Annotated in this window: 16 protein-coding genes; 1 reads left to right on the top strand and 15 read right to left on the bottom strand. The window is 69.0% G+C overall.

Translation table 11 applies throughout. The annotated features are described in order from the left end of the window. Window positions 1-4 precede the first annotated feature (4 nt). From lipA to ISP14_RS15300, 11 genes are all read right to left on the bottom strand, one after another. On the bottom strand, window positions 5-1,012 hold the full coding sequence (gene lipA / locus ISP14_RS15350; RefSeq protein WP_404541456.1) for a lipoyl synthase: 1,008 nt from the start codon (window positions 1,010-1,012) through the stop codon (window positions 5-7). Window positions 1,013-1,021: 9 nt separating this feature from the next. Further along, window positions 1,022-1,690: a lipoyl(octanoyl) transferase LipB gene (lipB, locus tag ISP14_RS15345; RefSeq protein ID WP_404541455.1), complete on the bottom strand. Its 669-nt coding sequence runs from the start codon at window positions 1,688-1,690 to the stop codon at window positions 1,022-1,024. Window positions 1,691-1,773: 83 nt separating this feature from the next. Continuing rightward, window positions 1,774-2,064, bottom strand: coding sequence for a DUF493 family protein (locus ISP14_RS15340; RefSeq protein WP_404541453.1), 291 nt, complete (start codon window positions 2,062-2,064; stop codon window positions 1,774-1,776). Next, window positions 2,064-3,329, bottom strand: a complete 1,266-nt coding sequence (locus ISP14_RS15335) for a D-alanyl-D-alanine carboxypeptidase family protein (RefSeq protein WP_404541451.1) — start codon at window positions 3,327-3,329, stop codon at window positions 2,064-2,066. Before ISP14_RS15335 ends, ISP14_RS15340 begins: the two co-directional genes overlap by 1 nt. Window positions 3,330-3,394: 65 nt before the next feature. Continuing rightward, window positions 3,395-4,321 (bottom strand): septal ring lytic transglycosylase RlpA family protein, encoded by a 927-nt coding sequence (locus ISP14_RS15330; protein WP_404541449.1) that lies wholly within the window; start codon window positions 4,319-4,321, stop codon window positions 3,395-3,397. Next, window positions 4,318-5,325: a lytic murein transglycosylase B gene (mltB, locus tag ISP14_RS15325; protein WP_404541447.1), complete on the bottom strand. Its 1,008-nt coding sequence runs from the start codon at window positions 5,323-5,325 to the stop codon at window positions 4,318-4,320. Before mltB ends, ISP14_RS15330 begins: the two co-directional genes overlap by 4 nt. Before the next feature lie 91 nt (window positions 5,326-5,416). Then, the gene (gene rodA, locus ISP14_RS15320; protein ID WP_404541445.1) at window positions 5,417-6,538 is read right to left on the bottom strand and encodes a rod shape-determining protein RodA; all 1,122 of its coding nucleotides are present in this window, start codon (window positions 6,536-6,538) and stop codon (window positions 5,417-5,419) included. Continuing rightward, the gene (gene mrdA / locus ISP14_RS15315; protein WP_404541443.1) at window positions 6,535-8,538 is read right to left on the bottom strand and encodes a penicillin-binding protein 2; all 2,004 of its coding nucleotides are present in this window, start codon (window positions 8,536-8,538) and stop codon (window positions 6,535-6,537) included. Before mrdA ends, rodA begins: the two co-directional genes overlap by 4 nt. A 10-nt stretch (window positions 8,539-8,548) precedes the next feature. Then, window positions 8,549-9,034: a rod shape-determining protein MreD gene (mreD, locus tag ISP14_RS15310; protein ID WP_404541441.1), complete on the bottom strand. Its 486-nt coding sequence runs from the start codon at window positions 9,032-9,034 to the stop codon at window positions 8,549-8,551. Beyond that, window positions 9,031-10,026, bottom strand: a complete 996-nt coding sequence (mreC, locus tag ISP14_RS15305; RefSeq protein WP_404541439.1) for a rod shape-determining protein MreC — start codon at window positions 10,024-10,026, stop codon at window positions 9,031-9,033. The genes mreD and mreC overlap by 4 nt, the downstream gene beginning before the upstream one ends. 290 nt (window positions 10,027-10,316) lie before the next feature. Beyond that, window positions 10,317-11,363 carry a rod shape-determining protein gene (locus ISP14_RS15300; protein ID WP_367846076.1) on the bottom strand — a complete coding sequence of 349 codons (1,047 nt, stop codon included), beginning with the start codon at window positions 11,361-11,363 and terminating at the stop codon, window positions 10,317-10,319. A gap of 270 nt (window positions 11,364-11,633) precedes the next feature. Between ISP14_RS15300 and ISP14_RS15295 the strand changes: the two genes are divergently transcribed. Next, entirely contained in the window at window positions 11,634-12,569 is a 936-nt protein-coding gene (locus tag ISP14_RS15295; protein ID WP_404541437.1) for a carbohydrate kinase family protein, read from the top strand. 98 nt (window positions 12,570-12,667) lie between these two features. Here ISP14_RS15295 and glpK read toward each other — a convergent pair whose 3' ends face one another. The 4 genes from glpK to ISP14_RS15275 all read right to left on the bottom strand — a co-directional run bounded on the left by glpK (window position 12,668) and on the right by ISP14_RS15275 (window position 16,368). Beyond that, window positions 12,668-14,167 carry a glycerol kinase GlpK gene (gene glpK, locus ISP14_RS15290; RefSeq protein WP_404541435.1) on the bottom strand — a complete coding sequence of 500 codons (1,500 nt, stop codon included), beginning with the start codon at window positions 14,165-14,167 and terminating at the stop codon, window positions 12,668-12,670. A 103-nt stretch (window positions 14,168-14,270) separates the two neighbouring features. Further along, a complete protein-coding gene (locus tag ISP14_RS15285; RefSeq protein WP_404541433.1) occupies window positions 14,271-14,621 on the bottom strand; it encodes an FxLYD domain-containing protein in 351 nt (116 codons plus the stop codon). Between the two features lie 121 nt (window positions 14,622-14,742). After that, on the bottom strand, window positions 14,743-15,042 hold the full coding sequence (locus tag ISP14_RS15280) for an STAS domain-containing protein (protein WP_404541530.1): 300 nt from the start codon (window positions 15,040-15,042) through the stop codon (window positions 14,743-14,745). A 147-nt stretch (window positions 15,043-15,189) separates the two neighbouring features. Beyond that, entirely contained in the window at window positions 15,190-16,368 is a 1,179-nt protein-coding gene (locus ISP14_RS15275) for a methyl-accepting chemotaxis protein (RefSeq protein ID WP_404541431.1), read from the bottom strand. Window positions 16,369-16,427 lie beyond the last annotated feature (59 nt).

The following is a 16,427-nucleotide window of genomic DNA, read 5'->3' as shown; positions in this document are numbered from 1 at the left end:
GCTCTCAAAGGTCGGCGACACCGGCCGCATGGGCCTGCAGGTCGGCGTGGTAGGAGGAACGCACCAGCGGGCCGGACGCGACGTGATGGAAGCCCATCGCCTCGCCTTCCTTGCGCAGGTCGTCGAATTCTTCGGGCGTCCAGTAGCGCACCACCGGATGATGATGCGGCGTGGGCTGCAGGTACTGGCCGATGGTGATCATCTCGACATCGTGCGCGCGCAGGTCGCGCATGGTTTCCAGCACCTGCTCGCGCGTCTCGCCCAGGCCCAGCATGATGCCGGACTTGGTCGGCACGTCGGGGTGCTGCGCCTTGAAGCGCTTGAGCAGGTCCAGCGACCACTGGTAGTCGGCGCCCGGACGCACTTCGCGGTACAGGTGCGGCACGGTTTCCAGGTTGTGGTTGAACACGTCCGGCGGGAAGTCCTTGAGCACTTCCAGCGCGCGCTCCATGCGGCCCTTGCCGCGGAAGTCGGGGGTGAGGATCTCGATGCGGATGCTGGGGCTGGCGTGGCGCGTCGCGCGGATGCACGCGGCGAAGTGCTCGGCGCCGCCGTCGCGCAGGTCGTCGCGGTCCACCGAGGTGATCACCACGTACTTCAGGCGCATGTCGCGGATGGTCTCGGCCAGGCGCGCCGGCTCCAGCGGATCGGGCGCGGCCGGGCGGCCATGCGCCACGTCGCAGAACGAGCAGCGGCGCGTGCACACCTCGCCGAGGATCATGAAGGTGGCGGTGCCCTTGCTGAAGCACTCGTGGATGTTCGGACACGAGGCTTCCTCGCACACCGTCACCAGCGCGTTCTCGCGCAGGCGCGCCTTCAACTGCTGCACGGCGTTGCCCTGCGGCAGGCGCACGCGGATCCAGCTCGGCTTGCGCAGCGTCGGCACGGCGGTGTCGAAGCCGGCGCGGTTCAACGCGATCTTGTCGTTGCCCAGCTGTTTGTCGCCCGCGGGCGCACCGCTGACGACGCTGATCGGAATGGACTTGGCGGGGGAAGCAGAAATATCGCTCATGTACTCGGCTCAGACCGCCACGCGTGCGGGGAGTTCGGGGATCACGGGAGCGGCCGGTTCGGCGCGGAAACCGAACTGGCGGCAGAACTCCTGCACCAGCACGTCCTCCACGTCCGCCAACCGCGACGGGCCGCCCAAGTCTAGCACCTGGGTCACCGCCAAACCCTTGTAACCGCAAGGGTTGATGCGATGGAACGGTTCGAGGTTCATGTTCACGTTGAAGGCCAGGCCATGGAAGCTGCAGCCGCGGCGCACGCGCAGGCCCAACGCGGCCACCTTGGCCTCGGCCACGTAGACGCCCGGCGCACCCTCCCGGCGACCGGCGACGATGTTCCAGTGCGCCAGCGTATCGATGATGGCCTGCTCGATGCGGCCGACCAGCTCGCGCACGCCCACGCCGGTGCGGCGCAGGTCGATCAGCGGGTAGCCGACGATCTGGCCGGGGCCGTGGTAAGTCACCTGGCCGCCGCGGTCCACCGGAACCACCGGGATCTCGCCCGGCGCCAGCACGTGCTCCATCTTGCCGGCCTGGCCCAGGGTGAACACCGGGTCGTGCTCCAGCAGCCAGAACTCGTCGACCGTGTCGGCGGTGCGGTTGTCGGTGAACGCGCTCATCGCCTTCCACGTCGTCTCGTAGGGCTGGCGGCCGAGACGGCGGATCTTGAGCGGCAGTGACATGGCGAAACCTGGCGAAACGGGGAATGGAGTGGAAATGCGGCCGATCGCCGGCAAGCCAAGGGCGGCGAGCGGCCGCCGGCCGGTCACAGCGTGTAGCGGATATCCGGGTCGGCGCGCAGCGCGGCGTGCGCGCTGTCGTACTGCTCGCGGCTGTCGCAGCGGAAGCTCACGGTGACCGAGACGTAATTGCCGCTGCCGGAATGGCGGTGCCGCACGGTCTCGTGCAGCACCAGCAAACCGGCGCGCTCCAGCAGCTGCGGCACGCGGGTGGGCAGGCCGGCGCTGGCATTGCCCACCGCGGTGATCTCGAACTCGCCGGGGAACCGGAAGCCCTTGCCTTCCCGCTTTGCCTGACTGAAGTCGATCTCGTGCATTACTTCGCGTCCGCCGCCACGGCCGGCGCAGCTGCGTCGTCGGCCTTCTTGTTGCCGTGGAACCATAGCAGGATCGAGTCCCAAAGGCGCGAGAAGAAGCCGCCCTGGGGCGCGTCGTTCAGCGCGATCAGCGGCACGCTCTGGATCGGCTGGCCGTCCAGCGTGACGCGCAGCGTGCCCACCTGCTGGCCCTTCTTGAACGGGGCGATCAGGGTGGCGGGGATGTCCATGGTGGCCTTGAGCTTGTCGTACTGGCCGGTCTTCACCGTCACCAGCACGTTCTCGGCCACGCCGATCGGCAACTGGTTGGCCTCGCCCTTCCACAGCTTCGGCGTGGCCAGCGGCTTGCTGGCGTCGTACAGCTTGTGGGTCTCGTAGAAGCGGAAGCCGTAGTTGAGCAAGGCCAGCGAGGCGTCGGCGCGGCCCTTGTCGGTGCTGGCGCCCATCACCACCGCGATCATGCGCTCGTCGCCGCGCTGGGCCGAGGCGGCGAGGCAGAAGCCGGCGGCGGCGGTGTGGCCGGTCTTGATGCCGTCCACCGCCGGGTCGCGCCACAGCAGCGCATTGCGGTTCTGCTGCTTGATGCCGTTCCACTCGAACTCCTTGATCTTGGAGATCGCGTAGTCCACCGGGAAGTCGTGGATCAGCGCGCGCGACATGAGCGCGATGTCGCGCGCGGTGGAGTAGTGGTCGGCCACCGGGTAGCCGGAGGCGTTGGAGAAGTGCGAATTGGTCATGCCCAGCTGCTTGGCATAGGCATTCATCAGGTTCGCGAACGCATCCTCGGAGCCGGCGGTGTGCTCGGCCAGCGCAATCGCCGCGTCGTTGCCGGACTGGATGATCATGCCCTTCAGCAAGTCGTCCAGCTCCACCTGGCTGTTGAGCTTCAGGAAGCTGGTGGAGCCGTCGGTGCCGCCGCCGCCGCTGCGCCAGGCGTGCTCGCTGATGGCGACCTGGTCGTTCGCGTGAACGCGGCCGTTGGCGATCTCGGCGGAGACCACGTAGTCGGTCATCACCTTGGTCAGCGAGGCCGGCTCGCGACGCTCGTCGGGGTTCTTGGAGGCGAGGATCTGGCCGGTGGCGTAATCCATCAGCACCCAGCTCTGGCCGTCCACTTCCGGCGGCGGCGGCACCGGCATGGCCGGCACCGTCGGGCGCGGCACGGCCGCGGGATGCGGCGGCGGTGGCGGCGTCTGGGCAGCGGCGGTGCCAGCCACCAGCGCGGCGACGGCGAACGGAGTCAGGATGCTACGGAGAAAGCTCATCGTGGTAATCGGTCCGATTGGGTTGAACACGGCGCCAGCGGACGCCGTCAATGGAAAAACATCGCTCAGTCTACCGCGACCTGCGGCCGCGGCAGACCCATGCCTTCGATACGGGCGGTCACCTGATCGGCGCGGTCCACGCCGTCCAGCGGCCCCACCCGCACCCGGCGGATGGTGCGGCCGCTGACCTGAACCTCTTCCACCCGCACCGGTGCGAAGTTGGCCTGGCGCAGCTGCTGCGCCACCCGCTCGGCATTGGCCGGGTCGGAGAACGCGCCCACCTGCAGGTAGATGCCCGGCGACCCGGTGCCGGCTGTGACCGTCTGCGGCGGCGGCGGTTCCCCGCCGGGGGCGGACGGATCGATGCCCTGCACTTCGACCAGGCCGGTGCCCTTGGGCCAGACGCCGATACGCACCGCGGCGGCGTAGGACAGGTCGATGATGCGGTTCTCGTGGAACGGCCCGCGGTCGTTGATGCGCACCACCACGCTCTTGCCGTTCGAGAGGTTGGTCACCCGCGCGTAGCTCGGCAGCGGCAGCACCTTGCTGGCGGCGGTGAACTTGTACATGTCGTAGTCCTCGAGGCTCGATGTTTTGTAGCCGTGGAACTTGTTGCCGTAGAACGAGGCGATGCCGCGCTCGTCGTAGCCGCTCGCGCTGGGCAGCACGCGGTAGCTCTGCCCCAGCACGGTATAAGGCGACTTGTTGCCGTACAGCGAGCGCGACTCCGCCTTCGGCACCGGCTCCGGCAAGGTGGCGATGAAGGACGGCGGCGCCCCGGTCGGCGAGCTGTCGTTCTTGTCGCCGTAGCGGCGGTCCTGCGGCAAGCTGGTGTCGTCGCCGCGATGGAACCAGCCGCGGTGCGCCTCGCCCGCCGGAGCCGCTGAACCGGATGCGGAGGCGGACCCGGCGGGACGCGTGGCATGGCGACCGCCGCAGGCGGTCAGCGCCAGCGCCGCCGCCAACAGCGACAGGCCGCGCAGGAACCTCATTGCGCGCTATCCGCGCTGTGCACGCCGTCCATGATCGCCTGCGCCAGCTGGTGCACCGCCATCGCGTACATCGGGCTGCGGTTGTAGCGGGTGATCACGTAGAAGTTGTTGAAGGTAAACCACGGCTCCGGCCCGCCCGCGCCAGCCAGCGTCAGCAGGCTGGTCGGCTCGCCCGGGTTCATGTGCTGGAACGGCGCATAGCCCCAGGCCTCCAGCTGCTCCAGCGGCCATTGCGGCTGCGCCTGCCAGGTCAGCGGCTTGGCCGCGCCATCCGGCTGCGCGCGGGCCGCCACCGGGCCACCGTCGACCCAGCCGTGCTTGGCGAAATAGTTCGCCACGCTGGCGAGGATGTCAGGCAGCGAGTTCACCAGGTCGATGCGGCCATCGCCGTCCTGGTCCACCGCGAAGTCGCGGATGCTGTCCGGCATGAACTGGCCCCAGCCCTGGGCGCCGGCATAGGAGCCGGTGAGCGTATCGAGCGGGCCGGCGAGGTGGCTCTCCGGCAGCTCCAGCAAGGTCTTCAGCTGCTGGCGGAAATACGGCGCGCGCGGCGGATAGTGGAAGCCCAGCGTCACCAGCGCATCGAGCACCTTGTACTTGCCGGTGATGCGTCCGTAGAACGTCTCCACGCCGATGATCGCCACGATGTACTGCGGCGCCACCCCGTATTGCTTGCCGATGCTCTCCAGCAGCGCACGGTGTTCGCGGTAGAACGCCACGCCGTCGCCGATGCGCTTGTCGGTGAGGAAGATCGGCCGGTACGCGCTCCACGGCTTCGCCTCGGCCGGGCGGCTGATCGCGTCGAGGATGCCCTGCTGCAGCTTCGCCTGGTCGAGCAGCGCGTTCAGCGCCGCCGGGTCCTTGCCGGTGTCGCGGGCCACCTCTTGCACCAGCGCGGACTGGCCGGGATGCGTGTCCGCCAATGCCGGCGACGACGCGACGATCAACAGCAGGGCAAGCGGAAACAAGCTGCGGATACGGCGCGGCGCGGCATTCACGGGCATGGCTTATCGACTTCTGCAACGGCTGCGTCGAAGCGTAGCACGCACTTCGGCGCAAACCGTGGCACGCAAGGGTCGTGCGAGTGGCGGGGCTTCAGTCGTGCCGTTTGCGATGCGCGTGGATCGACATCAGCATGCCGAAGCCGGTCAACAAGGTGACGGCCGACGTGCCGCCGTAGCTCACCATCGGCATCGGCACGCCTACCACCGGCAGCATGCCGGAGACCATGCCGCCGTTGACGAACACGTAGACGAACAGGCTCATGCCGATCGCGCCGGCGAGCAGGCGCGAGTAGGTGTCGCGCGCCTCCATCGCGATCCACAGGCAGCGGCCGATGATGAAGGCGTACAGCGCCATCATCAGGCAGACACCGACCAGGCCGAATTCCTCGGAGAACACCGCGAAGATGAAGTCGGTGGTGTGCTCGGGCAGGAAATCCAGCCGCGACTGCGAGCTGTGCATCCAGCCCTTGCCGAACGCGCCGCCCGAGCCCACCGCGATCTGCGACTGGATGATGTGCCAGCCGTTGCCCAGCGGATCGGACTCGGGGTTGAGCAAGGTCAGCACACGGTCGCGCTGGTACTGGTGGATGACCGGCAGGTGCCAGATCACCGGCACCATCGCGGCCGCGCTGCCCAGAAGCAGGCCGATGCGCCACCACGCCATGCCGGAAAGGAACAGCGCGAACGCGCCGGCCGCCGCCACCAGCAGCGCCGTGCCCAGGTCCGGCTGCTTGGCGATCAGGCCAGCGGGGATCACGATCAACAGGCCCACCATCGCGATGTCCTTCCAGCCCGGCGGCAATTGGCGCGGGTGCAGGTACCAGGCCACCATCATCGGCATGGTGAGCTTGAGCAGCTCGGAGGGCTGGAAGCGCATCACGCCCAAATTGAGCCAGCGGTCGGCGCCGCGGCCTTCGCCCAGCACCGCCACCACCACCAGCAGGAAGGTGCTGCCGGCGTACAGCCACGGCGTCCAGTTGCGCAAGGCCGACGGCGGAATGCGCGAGATCAGCAGCAGCAGCCCGAAGCCCAGCGCGAAGCGCACCGCCTGCCCGCCCACCAGCGAGAAACTGCCGTCGGCAGCGCTGTACAAGGTGCCCAGCCCGGCCAGTGCAAGCAGCAGCAGGCCCACGGCCAGCGGCAGGTCGATCCGCGGCTTGGTCAGCACACGGTTCACCATGCGCCGCATCCGCACGTGCAGCATCTCGATCATGGCGGCGTCTCCTGCGTGGCCGCCTCGGCCGGCACGTCCTCCGGCACATCCTCCGGCTCGACCGAGCTGGCGGGTGCCGGCGCGGATGGCGGCACGCTGCCGGGCAGGGAAAGTTTGCCCTCCGGCGGCAGCGGCGTGTCCACCGGGGCGTCCGGCTGGGTGGCCAGCCAGGCGTCGAGGATCTTGCGCGCGATTGGGCCGGCCGAGGAAGCGCCCCAGGCGCCCTGCTCCAGCACCACCGCCACCGCGATGTGCGGATCTTCGGCCGGCGCGAACATTTCGAACCAGGCACGGTGGCGGCTGGCCAGGTAAGCGAGGTTCTTGTTCTCGTTGTAGGCGTCGGTGCGGCGCGAGAAACGCTCAGCCGTGCCGCTCTTGCCGGCGACGGTATACGGGAAGCCCCGACCCAGGCCATAGCCGGTGCCGCGCGGGTCGTTCACCACCATCTGCATGCCTTGCTCCACCGCCTGCCAGCTGGACTGGTTGGTGACCAGCGACGGCCCGCTGGGCGGATTGAGCAACGGCTGCTTCGGTGCGTCCACGCCGGTCTGGGTGGCCATCACCAGCCGCGGTGCGTACGGCACGCCGTGGCCGGCCAGGGTCGCCAGCGCATGCGCCAGCTGCAGCGGGGTCACCGTCCAATAGCCCTGGCCAATGCCGGCGATCACTGTCTCGCCGGGATACCACGACTGCTTGTAGTGCTTCGCCTTCCATTCGCGCGAGGGCAACACGCCACTGGACTCGCCGTCCAGGTCGATGCCGGTGGGCCTGCCGAAGCCGAACTTGCCCATCCATGCGCTGAAGCGGTCGATGCCCATGTCCAGCGACAGCTTGTAGAAGTAGGTGTTGACCGACCACATGATGGCCTTGCGCAGGTCCACCGTGCCGAAGCCACCACGGCGGTCGTCGCGGTAGCCGCGCGACTGGCCGGGGATGTAGAACGTGCCGTTGGAGAACACCGTGTCCTGCGGCGTGCGCAAGCCCAGTTCGAGTCCGCCCAGGCCCACGTAGGGCTTCACTGTGGAGCCCGGCGGGTACATGCCGCGCAGCGCGCGGTTCAGCATCGGCTTGTCCGGCGCGCTGGTCAGCGCGTCGTAGTCGGCGTGGCTGATGCCGTCGACGAACAGGTTGGGGTCGTAGGTGGGCACGCTGACCATCGCCAGCACCTGGCCGTTGCGCGGGTCGATCGCCACCGCCGCGCCGGCGCGGCCGTCGAAGGCCTGCTCGGCGGCCTTCTGGATGCGTGCGTCGATGCTGAGGTAGATGTTCCTGCCGGGCGTGGCCGGATGCGTCTGCAGCACACGCTGGGTGCGCCCGTCCGCATTGACCTCGACCAGCTCGTAGCCCGGCGTGCCGTGCAGCACATCCTCGTAGGAACGCTCGATGCCGATCCGGCCGACATGGGTGGTGCCCTTGTAGCGCACCGGATCGAGCCGGTTGAGGTCGTCCGCGTCGATGCGCGAGACGTAGCCGATCACGTGCGCGAACAGCCCGCCCATCGGATAGCGGCGGTTGAGGTAGGGCACCACGTCCACGCCGGGGAAGCGCCAGCGGTTCACCGCGAAGCGGTCGATCTCGTCCTCGGTGAGGCGCATCTTCAGCGGCACGCTCTCGAAGCGGCGGCTCTGCCTCAGCTGCTTATGGAAGGTGTCGAGGTCGTCCTGGCTGAGCGGGATGACCTGGCCCAGCTGCTCCAGCGTCGCCTTCATGTCGTCGACCTGCTCGGGCACCACCTCGAGCCGGAACGCGGGCACGTTGTTGGCCAGCAGCACGCCGTTGCGATCGTAGATCAGGCCGCGCGCGGGCGGGATCGGGATAGGCTTGACGCGGTTGTTCTGCGAGCGCGTGGCGAACTCGTCGTAGCGCTGCACCTGCAGAAACACGTAGCGCACGATCAGCCCGGCCAGGCCCAGCAGGATCAGCGCGAAGCCCGCCAGCGCGCGCCGGCGGAACAGCTCGCCCTCGCTCCGTGCATCCTTGATCGCGCGTCGCAGCTTCATCGGCCGGGCGTCACTGCAGGCGCATGCGCATGCGAAGGTCGTCCAGCAGCAGGAACAGGAACGGCCACAGCGCGGCACCCACGAACGGGGAAATCCACCAGCTCGCCGGCGGCACCGGCGCGCCGGACAGCACGCGCACGATCAGCAGCAGGATGCGGTCGTTCAGCAGCAAGGCCAGCACCGCCAGGGTCTGCTGCCACATCGGGAAGAAGCGCAGCCGCGAACGGAAGCGCAGCGCGATGAACACCAGCGCGGTCAGGCGCAGCGCCTGCTCGCCCAGCAATGCGCCGTCGAACAAGTCGGCCCCCAGGCCGAGCAGAAAGGCCAGGCCCAGGCCGACGCGATCCTCCGATTCCAGCGCCCAGTACAGCAGCACCAGCGCGGGCCAGTACGGCTTGAACGGCTCCAGCGGCGCCGGCAGCGGCACCAGCATCGACAACAGCGCGAAGAGCAACGTGCCGATGAACCACCACAGGGACAGGCGCTGGCGGTTCATGGCGTGCCTCCGGTCGTGCCCGCCGGCGCCGGGCGCTGGGTGGCCGCTGGCGCATGGGCCGCCGGCGCGCCGGTGGCGGCCGCACCCGGCGCAGGCGCCAGCGTCGCTGGCGGTCCGGCGGGTACCGCCGGCGCGGGCGGGCCATCGGGCTCGGCCTGGTCGTGCAGCAGCAGCACGTCGTCGCTGCGGTCGATGTCGGCGGCGGGCTGTACCTGCGCCATGCGGAACATGCCGGAGGCGGCGGGCGCCACCGCGGACACCTTGCCTACCGGAAAGCCCGGCGGGAAGCGGCCGCCGAGGCCGGAGGTGAGCAGCCGATCGCCCGCCCGCACGTCGGCGGACAGCGGGATGTTCGGCAGCACCAGGCCGCTGCCGTCGCGCGCGCCGTAGGCCACCGTGCGCAGGCCGGAGCGCTCCACCATCACCGGGATCGCGTGCGCCGGATCGGTCACCAGCATCACCACCGACGTGGTCGGCAGCACTTCGACCACCTGGCCCATCACGCCGTGCGCGTCGATCACCGGCTGTCCGGTTTTCACCCCGTCACGAGCGCCGAGGTTGAGCACCAGCCGCTGCTGGTAGGCGCCCAAGTCCACGCCCACCACACGCGCCAGCTGCACGTTGAGGTCCAGGCTGTGCTGGGTGTCCAGCAATTCCTTCAGGCGCTGGTTCTGCTCGGCCACGCCGGCCATGCGGTTGAGCCGTGCATTGGCCAGCAGCAAGTCCTCGCGCAGGCGCTGGTTCTGCTCGGTGAGCAGCTTGCGGTCGGCGAACGCTACGGTCAGGGTGCGCATGCCGGCACTGGGCAGGTTGGCCAGCCGGTACACCGGCTCGACCACCACCGACCCCGCATAGCGCAGCCGCCACAGCCAGCCGTTGCGATGGTCGAGCACCATCAGCACCATGGCCAGGGCAAGGTAGACGATCAGCCGCAGCGTGCCCGCGGCGTTGCCGGCGAACAGCGGCGAGGACTCATCGCGGGCGCGCGCCATCGCTAGAGCCTGCTCATGGTCTTCGAGCGTCCCGCGCCGGGAGCTGTTTGCGCGCAGGCCAAGGAAGAGAGAGGAAGTGGACGTCGGTCCACGACCGAACGATGACGCCGGCATGCGGGCAAACAGACCCGGCCCCAGAATTGATAGGTGCCGGGGTTGCCATCGAGTGGCCGCCATGCGGCAGCGCGCGGCTTGGCCTGCCAGCCAGGCAGGCCTGCGCCACGCCCTGCCACCTGACGGCCACTCGATGGCAACGCGGGGCACTCGAAGGCCACGAGCAGGCTCTCGACTTATTCGGGGGCGAAGAAGTCGCTGCCGTGCTGGTCGATCAGCTCCAGCGCTTTGCCGCCGCCACGCGCCACGCAGGTCAGCGGATCGTCCGCCACCTGCACGTGCAGGCCGGTTTCCTCGGAAATCAGGCGGTCCAGGTCGCGCAGCAATGCGCCGCCGCCGGTGAGCACGATGCCGCGCTCGGCCACGTCGGAACACAGCTCCGGCGGGGTCTGTTCCAGCGCCGACTTCACCGCGGCCACGATGCCGGCCAGCGGCTCGTGCAGCGCCTCGAGGATCTCGTTGGAGTTGATCGTGAACATGCGCGGCACGCCCTCGGCGAGGTTGCGGCCGGAGATCTCGATCTCCTTGACCTCGCTCTGCGGGAAGGCGCAGCCGATCTCCAGCTTGATCCGCTCGGCGGTGGATTCGCCGATCAAGGTGCCGTGGTTGCGGCGCACGTAATTGATGATCGCCTCGTCGAAGCGGTCGCCGCCCACGCGCACGGACTGCGAGTAGACGATGCCGTTCAGCGAGATCACGGCCACCTCGGAGGTGCCGCCGCCGATGTCCAGCACCATGGCGCCGCGCGCCTCGTGCACCGGGATGCCGGCGCCGATCGCGGCAGCCATCGGCTCCTCGATCAGGAACACGTCGCGGGCGCCGGCGCCTTCGGCCGACTCCTTGATCGCGCGGCGCTCCACCTGGGTGGAGCCGCAGGGCACGCAGACCAGCACGCGCGGGCTGGGCCGCAGCAGGCGCGACTTGTGCACCTGCTTGATGAAGTGCTGCAGCATCGCCTCGGTCATGGTGAAGTCGGCGATCACGCCGTCCTTCATCGGGCGCACCGTGGCGATGTTGCCCGGCGTGCGGCCCAGCATGCGCTTGGCGTCGCTGCCCACTGCCGCGATCGCGCGCGGGCCGCCCGGACCGCGATCCTGGCGCACCGCCACCACCGAGGGTTCGTTCAGCACGATGCCCTGTCCACGCACGTAGATCAGCGTATTGGCGGTACCGAGGTCGATCGAGACATCGTTGGAGAAGATCCCGCGAAACTTCTTGAACATTGGGGTCCGCCGCGCGCCGGGCTGAGTAAAAAATAAGCTGGCCAGTCTAGTCAGCGGGCTTCGCGCGCGCAACCGGAAAGACGTTAAGAAAGCCTTGTGCGACGCCGTTTGCCGCACATTTCGGCGCCCCGGATCGAGCGGACCGCGCCGAGCACGGTTCGCCATGAATGTCCGTTCACGATAGGATGCGATCCTTTGGCCGGATCCACCGGGTCCGGGTTTGTCGGTCGCGCCACGCGCGCCATCCTTCACCGGGGCACTCTCGCAACCATGTCTGCCGTCATCTGCGGATCGCTGGCCTACGACACCATCATGGTGTTCCAGGACCAGTTCAAGAACCACATCCTGCCCGACCAGATGCACATCCTGAATGTGTCCTTCCTGGTGCCGCGGATGCGCCGCGAGTTCGGCGGCTGCGCCGGCAACATCGCCTACAACCTCAAGCTGCTCGGCGGCGACCCGCTGCCGGTGGCCGCGGTGGGCCAGGACTTCGCGCCGTACCGCGCGCACATGGAGAAATGCGGCATCCCGTTGGACCGCGTGCGCGTGTTCGACGACCAGTTCACCCCGCAGTGCTTCATCACCACCGACCTGGACAACAACCAGATCACCGCCTTCCACCCCGGCGCGATGTCCAGCGCGCACGACAACCACGTGCGCGAGATCCCCGACATCGACATCGGTATCGTGGCGCCGGACGGCCGCGAGGCGATGCTGCAGCATGTGGACGAGTTCGCCGCGCGCGGCGTGCCCTTCATCTTCGACCCGGGCCAGGCGATGCCGCTGTTCAGCGGCGACGAGTTCCGCGCGATGATCGAAAAGGCGACCTACGTGATCGTCAACGACTACGAGTCGCAGCTGCTGCAGACGCGCACCGGCTGGAGCGCCGAGGACATCGCCTCCCGCGTGCAGGCCTACATCGTCACGCTGGGGCCGCGCGGCTCGCTGATCCACGCCGGCGGCACCACGCACGAGATCCCGCCGGCGCGCGAGCGCCAGGTCGTCGATCCCACCGGCTGCGGCGACGCGTACCGCGCCGGCCTGATCTTCGGCATCATGCGCGGCAAGGATTGGCCCACCGTGGGCCGCATGGCCTCGCTGATGGGCGCGCTCAAGGTCGAGCACCCCGGCACGCAGAACCAGCGCTTCGACTACGCGCAGTTCTCTGCCGAGTTCAAGCAACAGTTCGGCTACGCGCTGGACTGACCGGGTCGCCGTGTAGGAGCGCACCCTGTGCGCGAATGCTCTGGTGTTTGATCGAAGCCAGAAGCCATCGCGCACAGGGTGCGCTCCTACATCGGTTTTCAACCCGGCGTGAACGTGCAGGCGGCCTGCACGGCGGCCTGCCAGCCGCGGTAGCGCCGCTCGCGCTCCGCCGCCGGCATCCGCGGCTCGAAACGGCGCTCTACCCCCCACAGCTGCGCCAGCTGTTCGCGGCTCTCCCAGAAACCCAGCGCCAAGCCGGCCAGGTAGGCCGCGCCCAGCGCCGTGGTCTCCTGCACCCGCGGGCGCAGCAGCGGCACGTCCAGCATGTCGCTCTGGAACTGCGCGATGAAATCGTTGGCGATCGCGCCGCCGTCGCAGCGCAATTCCTTCAGCGGGATACCCGCGTCCGCCTCCATCGCCGCCAGCACGTCGCGCGACTGGTAGGCCATCGCCTCCAGTGCGGCGCGCACCAGGTGTTCGCGGCGGGTGCCGCGGGTGAGGCCGAACATCGCGCCGCGCACCTCGCTGCGCCAGTACGGCGCGCCCAGCCCCACGAAGGCCGGCACCAGGTAGACGCCATCGCTGGAGGCCACGCTCTCCGCCAGCGCCTGCGAATCGGCGGCGCGCTCCAGCACGTGCAGACCATCGCGCAGCCACTGCACCACCGCGCCGGCCACGAAGATGCTGCCTTCCAGCGCGTACTCGACGCGTCCGCCGATGTCCCAGGCGATCGTGGTCAGCAAGCCGTGCCGCGACGGCACCGCCTGCGCGCCCGTGTGCATCAACATGAAGCAGCCGGTGCCGTAGGTGTTCTTCGCCATGCCCGGTTCGAAGCAGGCCTGGCCGAACAGCGCGGCCTGCTGGTCGCCGGCGAGGCCGCCGATCGGCACCGCGGCGCCGAGGAAGCGCGCGGGATCGGTGTCGCCGACATGTTCGCTGCAGGCGCGCACCTCGGGCAGCATTGCGCGCGGCACGCCGAACAGGCGCAGCAACTCGTCGTCCCAGGCTCGGCGATGGATGTCGTACAGCAGAGTGCGCGCGGCATTGCTGGCGTCGGTGACGTGCAAGCGGCCGCCGCTGAGGTTCCACACCAGCCAGCTCTCGATCGTGCCGAACAGCAGCTCGCCACGCTCGGCACGCGCCTGCGCACCGTCCACGTGGTCGAGGATCCAGCGGATCTTGCTGGCGGAAAAATAGGCGTCGATCAGCAGGCCGGTCTTCGCGCGCACCATCGGCTCGCCGCCGTCCGCGCGCAGGCGTTCGCAGATGGCCATGCTTTGCCGCGACTGCCACACGATCGCGTTGTGCACCGGCTGGCCGCTGCGGCGGTCCCACACCACCGTGGTCTCGCGCTGGTTGGTGATGCCGATGCCGGCCAGGTCGCGCAATTCGACCTGGCTGCGCGTCAGCAGCTCGGTCACCGTCACCAGCACGCTGGCGAGGATCTCGCGCGGGTCGTGTTCGACCCAGCCGGGCTGCGGATAGATCTGCGCGAATTCGCGCTGCGCCATGCCCGCCACGCAGCCGTCCGCCCCGACCAGCATCGCGCGCGTGCTGGTGGTGCCCTGGTCCAGCGCCAGGATGTATCGCTTTGCCACGGAATACCTCGTGCACGAACGGCCGCACGAAGATTAGCAACGAAGACGGCGGCACGGCACGAGCGCCGCACCGCCGGTCATCGCGGCGAAGGCTCCCGGCGACTTACCAGGTGCGCACGTCCACCACGCTGGCGGTGAAGCTGCTCATGCCCGGCTGCGGGCGGAACATGCGGCCGACGTCGAAGCTCACCGTGTCGCCCGGGGCGATGTTGGAGGTGCCGGCCGGCCACGCCTGCTTGCTCTGCACCACGTTGCCGGCGGAATCCTTGATCTCGATGCGGATCTGCGCGGCCGAGGCGGCGGCGCAATGGTTGACCAGCTCGCCGCGCAGGCTGAGGCGGGCGCCGCCCGCACTGGGCTTGAAGTCCTTGATGGTGAAGTCGGTGGGCGCGCAGGCGGCATGCGCGGCCAGCGGGGCCAGCAGCAGGACGACGGAGGCGACGAAAGCTTTCATGGGAGACTCCAAGGACAATGGAAACCGTGGTACGGAAGGGCCCGTAGTCCCTTTCTTCGGCATCTCCGCGGAAAACTTTAACGTTTTGCGCCGCCGCTCCCTGCCGCCCCGCCGGCAACCGTCAATGCAGCACGAACAGCTTGTCGAAGCCGGCCACGCGCAAGGTGCTGCGCAGCTCGCCGGAGGCGTTGACGATGCGGATGTCGGCGCGGTCGGCGCCGGCGTGCTCGCGCAGCAGCAGCAGCATGCCCAGCGCCGAACTGTCCATGCCGGCGACTTCGCCCAGGTCGATCACATAGCTGCGCGCGGGCTTGCCGCCGCCGAGGCAGGCATCGTGGAAGTCGCGGTGGATGCTGAAATCGAAACGCTCGCCCAGCTGCAGGGTGAGGCAGTCGAGTTCGGGGTCGTGGTGGACAATCATGCTCATCGGGGCGGTTCCTGGGTCAGAACGGCGATCCACGGATGGATCGCACGCAAATCAGGCACAACGTGCCTGATTTGTCGGAGCCAAGTCCGGGCACGCACCGGACTTGAGCGAGCCGGGAAAGTGCATTCCCGGCGCATAAGGTCAGAACAGTTCGATTTCGCCGGCATCCATCGAGTTCTGCAGCGCCGGGCCGCGCGAACGCAGGCGCGCCTTCTCGCGCTGGATCGCCAGGCGACTGCGCACACGCTGCGAGCGCTCCGCCAGCGCATCGGCCTCGAGCGCGGTGCAGGCCAGCTCCTCGATGTCGCGGGTGCATTCGGTGGTGACGTCCTGCAGCTCGGTGAGCCGGGTGCGGGTCTGCGTGATCAGCTGGCGCAGGATGTCCTCGAACTGCAGCGAGCGCACGGTGGTGGAGACGTCGCTGCCGAGGCCGCGGCTGATCTCGACCACCTGGTCGGCCACCTTGCTGGTGCGCGCGTCGCTCTCGGTCACGTGCGCAGTCATCGCGTCGATGCCGCCCTTGGCCGACAACGCCACGTTGAGATCCTGCGAGGCCATCGCGCCGATCAGGCCGCGCAGCTGCTCCATCGCGGCGCGGGCGCGCTCGACGTGGTCGCCGATCCGCTCGTTGAGCTGGTTGGAGTTGCTGGCCAGGTTGCGGATCTCGCCAGCCACCACCGCGAAGCCGCGGCCGGACTCGCCCGCGCGCGCCGCCTCGATCGCGGCGTTCAGCGCCAGCAGGTTGGTCTCTTCCGCGATGGTGTTGACGTTGCGCAGCAGGCCGAACACAGCGTCCATTTCCTTCGCCATGCCGTCGATGCGGTAGACGATGCGCAGGCTCTCGCGCGACATCTGCACGATCACGCCGACGAAGTGCTCCAGCAGGTCGCCGGTGCGCGCGGCGAAGTCCTGCACCGACACGCCGCCGTCCTGCACATCGATGATCTGCTTGAGCAGCGACTGCTGCAGCGTGGTCTTGCTGGACAAGCCGTCGAAGCCGCCGCCCAGTTCGGACACGGCGTCGCGCAGCAGGTCCAGGCCCTGGTGCAGCTCGCGGGTGGCGTGGCCGAGCTCGTCGACCAGCGCGCTGCGCACGTCTTCCAGCGCCTCGCGCACCGGCTCGGCGCCGATGGGCGCCGCGACGACGGGCGCGGCCGGCGGTTCGGCGCGGGCGGTGATCGCCCATGCCGCCGTCACGGCAAGCACCAGCAACGGTGCCAGCCAGGCCGGATGCCACGCCAGCGTCAGCAAGAGGGCGATGGCGCTGGCGGCCCAGCCGACCAGCGGGCGTCGGGAAAGGAAGGCGGGAGTGAGTGACATGTTCCGTTATCCGTTAGAGCCTGATCAATGTCTCCGCATGGCCCGCGCCGGGAGCTGTT

The organism is Dyella agri, from assembly GCF_044904705.1.
GTDB classification, from domain to species: Bacteria; Pseudomonadota; Gammaproteobacteria; order Xanthomonadales; family Rhodanobacteraceae; genus Rhodanobacter_A; species Rhodanobacter_A agri.
Note: the sequence above shows the minus strand (reverse complement) of the source record. Positions and strands in the feature narration are given on the sequence as shown.